The sequence below is a fragment of the Micromonospora sp. NPDC126480 genome (assembly GCF_040302465.1).
GTDB lineage: Bacteria > Actinomycetota > Actinomycetes > Mycobacteriales > Micromonosporaceae > Micromonospora.
This window is the reverse complement of the sequence record NZ_JBEORU010000067.1, coordinates 1-1,645: the sequence shown is the minus strand read 5'-3', so window position 1 is coordinate 1,645 and position 1,645 is coordinate 1. Positions and strand designations below refer to the sequence as shown.

1 protein-coding gene is annotated in these 1,645 nt (G+C 68.6%); it reads left to right on the top strand.

Features of this window, described 5'->3' with window-relative positions:
- The first annotated feature begins 125 nt into the window (after nt 1-125).
- Entirely contained in the window at nt 126-1,493 is a 1,368-nt protein-coding gene (locus tag ABTW87_RS30105; protein WP_350654796.1) for an IS1380 family transposase, read from the top strand.
- Nucleotides 1,494-1,645: the final 152 nt, after the last annotated feature.

Sequence of the window (1,645 nt, the reverse complement as noted above, 5' to 3'; positions counted from 1 at the left end):
CTCAGCCTGAATCCACCGGTACTCGGCTTGGGTGCGGGCGTGTCGAGTGAATGAGGGTGCTCCTGACCAGGAGGATCACGGTTACCACACCAATTGATTCGCCTGGTCGAAGGAGCACCCTCGTGGTGTCAGCATCGCACAGCTTGGATCGGCTTGTTGTCAGCGCGGATGACGGTAATGCCGTGTCGGATGCGGGTTTGCTGGTGGCGGCGTCGTTGGGTCAGCGGTTGGGCCTGCCTGGGCTGCTGCGGGAGCATGTGACGGTGCCGGGCAGTCTGGGTGCGCATCCGGACGACAAGTGCCTGACGGTGATCCACTCGCTGCTTGCAGGTGGGGACTGCATCGATGATGTGGCCGCGCTGCGGGCTGGGTCGACGCAGGCGGTTCTGGGTCACCGTGTGGCGGCGCCCTCGACGGTCGGGTCGTTCTTGCGGGCGTTCGGGTTCAACCACGCCCGGCAACTCGATGTGGTCGCCCGTCGGCTGCTGGCTCGGGCTGTCGCCGCCGGGGCGTCACCGGGTTTGAGCGAGTCGGTGACGGTGGACATCGACTCCACGCTGTGTGAGACGTTCGGTCTGGGCAAGGCCGGCGCGCGGGAGGTGATGCGCACCGGCCGGCGGGGCTATCACCCGCTGCTCGCGGTGATCGCCGGCACCGGCGACGTCGCGCACGCCCGACTGCGGCGGGGCCGATCCAACGACGCCACCGCCGCGCCGGTGTTCATCAAGGAGACCATCGGTCGGCTGCGGGCCGCCGGCGCGGCCGGGGAACTGGTCCTACGGATGGATTCCGGGTTCTACCTGCACGACGTGGTCGCCGCCTGCCGGGCCGCCAGGGTGCGGTTCTCCATCGGCGCCCGCATGATCGGCAACCTGAAACACGTCATCCCCGCCATCGACGAAGCCGCGTGGACCCCGATCGACTACTTCCTACCCGGCGCCGCCGTCACCGAGATCTGCTGGACCCCGTTCACCCAGGACACCCACGGCCACGACCGGCCCGACCCGCTCCCGGTCCGGCTGATCGTGCGCCGCACCCCCTGCACCGACGCGTTGGCCCGCAACACCGGCCGCGCCGGCCAGCAGGCCCTGTTCCCCGTCTACGACTACCACCCGTTCATCACCGACCGCGACGGGCCGATGCTGGACCTGGAAACCGACCACCGCCGCCACGCCGAGGTCGAACTGGCCATCCGCGACCTCAAACACGGCATGGGCCTTGCGCACCTGCCGACCAAAAGCTTCGGCGGCAACGCCGCCTGGCTCGTACTCAACACCATCGCCCACAACCTGACCCGATGGATCGCCCGCCTCGGCCTGCACCTGGGCCGCGTCACGACGAAGACCATCCGCCGCAAGATCTACACCGTCGGCGCACGAATCACCCGCACCGCCCGCCGACTCCATCTACACCTACCCAGCGCCTGGCCCTGGGCGGACGCGCTACTGACCGCTCTGCACCGCATCCGCAGCCTGCCCCCACCCCCCGGCTGACCACACCAACACCGACCACCACGACCAGCACCACGGAGCACGCCGGGCAGACCGGCCAACCTGACCTGCCCACCACCCCAACCAATCAACAACAGTCAATCCTCATCGGCCAACACGCCCACCTCACCAACCACCGGTGGATTCAGGCTCAG